General features: G+C 26.5%; 5 protein-coding genes. 3 read left to right on the forward strand and 2 right to left on the reverse strand.

Annotated elements, in window-relative coordinates; translation table 11 throughout:
- Together BGS40_RS05700 and BGS40_RS05705 are read right to left on the reverse strand one after the other, a co-directional pair.
- Positions 1-572: hypothetical protein (locus BGS40_RS05700; RefSeq protein WP_374220165.1), on the reverse strand; the 572-nt coding region annotated here is incomplete at its 3' end.
- A gap of 181 nt (positions 573-753) precedes the next feature.
- Positions 754-1,113: a hypothetical protein gene (locus BGS40_RS05705; RefSeq protein WP_096738493.1), complete on the reverse strand. Its 360-nt coding sequence runs from the start codon at positions 1,111-1,113 to the stop codon at positions 754-756.
- Positions 1,114-1,403: 290 nt separating this feature from the next.
- On the opposite strand from BGS40_RS05705, the gene BGS40_RS09420 reads away from it, so the two are divergent.
- The 3 genes from BGS40_RS09420 to BGS40_RS09425 are packed head-to-tail and all read left to right on the forward strand — an operon-like array spanning position 1,404 to position 2,688.
- A complete protein-coding gene (locus BGS40_RS09420; RefSeq protein WP_162842475.1) occupies positions 1,404-1,574 on the forward strand; it encodes a hypothetical protein in 171 nt (56 codons plus the stop codon).
- Positions 1,575-1,615: 41 nt separating this feature from the next.
- Positions 1,616-2,083, forward strand: coding sequence for a hypothetical protein (locus BGS40_RS05710; protein ID WP_096738494.1), 468 nt, complete (start codon positions 1,616-1,618; stop codon positions 2,081-2,083).
- 14 nt (positions 2,084-2,097) lie between these two features.
- On the forward strand, positions 2,098-2,688 hold the full coding sequence (locus BGS40_RS09425; protein WP_180753104.1) for a hypothetical protein: 591 nt from the start codon (positions 2,098-2,100) through the stop codon (positions 2,686-2,688).
- Positions 2,689-2,876 lie beyond the last annotated feature (188 nt).

A 2,876-nucleotide genomic window follows, 5' to 3' on the forward strand; every position in this document is an offset into this window, starting at 1 on the left:
TTGTGGAAAATAAAAAGAATATATTCATCCTCATCATATTCTAAAATTTCTTTAGCTATTTTTTCATTTAATAAAGCTTCATCATTATTATCTAAAACTAAAAAAGCTTCACATAAAAACAAAGTTCTTAAATAAGCAAATTCTGAGTTGATACTAATATTATCAATATCTTGTAAATTTAAAGTCTTTAATGAGTATTTTTTAGTAGCGATAATGTTTAAACTTTGATTTGGATTTAAAAAAGTATTTCTTTCTTGTTTTAATTGAAAGCTTAGATTTTCATTTAAGGATTTAAATAAAGAATTAAAAATCTCATTTTTGATTTTACTATCTTCTTTGTAAAGTTTTAAAGCAAGTTGATATTTTTGTTCTTCTTGATCAATGATTTGATCTTGTTCTTGCAAATCTTGTATGTTTTTTAAATACTCTTCATCCATAAAATTATAGGAATTAGAAGCTATGCTTGTTTTAGTTATAAGTTCTTTTTTCTTTGCTAGGGCAAATTCGTATTCTTTAGAATAGCTAGGGTAGGGGTGTGGGGTGAAGAGGGATTTTCCAAGGATTATTTGCATTTCATTAAAGATTACATCTATGTTTTTACACCCTCCAGTTGGCCATTCTGAACCTTATGGACATTTCATAGAGGGTGTGAAAATTGCTCAATAGCTTTATTGGTACGATAAAAAATGTTATTCTTATTAAAAAATAATTCTTTTGCTAAATCCTCAATTTCATCAGCAAAGAAATAAGACACTATGCCTCCAGTAGTAAAATAACAATACCTAAAGGAGTTTTGCCTTTGGGTACAGATTTCATTACAATAAGTGCTATATCTTTGGAAATTTCTAAACCTTTTTTAAAAGCAAAATCTTCTAAAGTTTCTTTTCCTAGTTTTAATAAGACTTGAATCATATCGCCATTGTTAATATATTCTAGTGTGTATTCAACAAATTTTAATCTATTGTCTATCTTATCTGTAATAACTTGAACTTTTTGGATGTAAGGTCGTATAGTTTGTTTAATGGAGGAGTTGGGGAGAATGTCAAAAGTATAGTAAGGAATATTTATGAATAACAAATTTAATTTTGCTAAATTTGTATTAGATTGTTTCATTTGTTGCGGATTGACTATAATATCCTATTTTATATTTTTTTTACCTATTATTTATCTTATTAGATTTATTTATTCAATAAGAATAAATATGGATATTTTAAATGGATTTGGTAACTATGCCTTACATTTTACATTGTGTCATATTGCATTTTTTACTATTTGGTTTTATTAGAAAAGAGAAACATTATAAAATATAAAATTCATAAATTAAGTTTTTGGATAGTATTTGCATTTGCAAATAGTTTTTGGTGGTATTTAGCTTATTGGTTAGCAAATAGAGGATTTTATAAATGAAGTACTACGCAACGATTTATATCCACCCCATGGATTGGAACATTCCCCATGTCTTTTTGGGACTTACCAAAGGCAAAAGTCCTGATGAATTAGATAAAGTAGATGAAACATTAAGACAAGAATATCTTAAAAATAAAGAATTTAAATTAATTAAAAGTATTAAGTAGATTGGTTATAATAAAACAATTTATCCATATTAGGAGTAAATTTGCAAATTCCTATTTATTCTAAACTTAAAGAAAAACTAGAAAGCAAAGGAATAGACAATATATCAAGTGGGCAAATTGCTTGGTTTGTGTGTAGCTTGATTCTTGCTTTGGTGGCTTATATTATTCTAACTTTTCACTACATTTACATTAGTTATGGTAAATATGATAAGAATTTATTTTTATTAATATTTGATAGAAATGCAATAGAGTTATTTGTTATTGTATATTCTTGCATAATGTTTAATTTATTATATATTTATAATGCCATTCCTTTGGTTTTATCTGCGGTATTTATATTTTTAGCATTTTATTTTTCTAGTTTAAGCTTGTTTATTGTTGGTTGTTGTGGTATAGGAGTATTTTTCTTAATATCCATTTTTAAAAGAAAGTTTATGTTTAGTGTTTTACTATTTGCCTTGGGTTATACTTGCACATTGTTCTTTTTTTATGGACTGGCAACATATTAGAAAGGATTTTATAAATGAAATATTATGCAACGATTTATATTGATCCATTGGTAGAATGTTTTTTGGATTTTAAAAATCAGTGTTACTGGCAAAGAGAAGATTTCACCCACGCTTTCTTAGGACTTACCAAAGGCAAAAGTCCTGATGAGTTAGATAAAGTAGATGAAACATTAAGACAAGAATATCTTAAAAACAAAGAATGGGACAAGATAGATCAAAAATGGTATGAAGCTAAAGAACCTAATGAATTCAATGATGGTTTTTGGGGTTTTGGAACTGGAATTGCTAATGTTGCAGAATCTCTTATAGGATCTCCTGGCAAAGTATTTAACAATAACCAATATGTATTAGATAGCAATATTGATAAAAATTGTTATATTATTAAAAAACTAAGAAGCCCTCAAGCTTTCAAACCCTCTAATCGTTGCACTTTAGAACTTTCTAAAGAACAATATGAAATCCTACTTGCAAATATTAAAAATGATTTTAATACTACAAAAGAAATTACACCTAATAGCAAAGAACCAATCAATGAAGAATTTTTACCTATAAGCTTCTTGAAAACAACTGCGTTACTTGGGTTATTCAAAAACTTTCTGATATAGGAATAGAGCTTATTGATGATGAATATAAAGTGCCTGGAAATTTGATAGATATCTTTGGCTTGATCAAATCTCTTCACTCTATCTTTTTGAAATTTCAAAACATTGATGATAATTTACAAAGTGTAAAAGGCGCAAAAAAAAGAAAAATACATTTTAATTCTTGATAAAAATGATTTTAATAAATACAG

Origin of the sequence: Campylobacter sp. 107 (assembly GCF_002383835.1) — a bacterium.
Lineage (GTDB): Bacteria > Campylobacterota > Campylobacteria > Campylobacterales > Campylobacteraceae > Campylobacter_D > Campylobacter_D jejuni.

Bases quoted from the DNA above. Each gene is read 5' to 3' on its own strand.
- BGS40_RS05705 (WP_096738493.1), bottom strand. From the start codon at position 1,113: ATGAAACAATCTAATACAAATTTAGCAAAATTAAATTTGTTATTCATA.
- BGS40_RS09420 (WP_162842475.1), top strand. From the start codon at position 1,404: ATGAAGTACTACGCAACGATTTATATCCACCCCATGGATTGGAACATT.
- BGS40_RS09425 (WP_180753104.1), top strand. From the start codon at position 2,098: ATGAAATATTATGCAACGATTTATATTGATCCATTGGTAGAATGTTTT.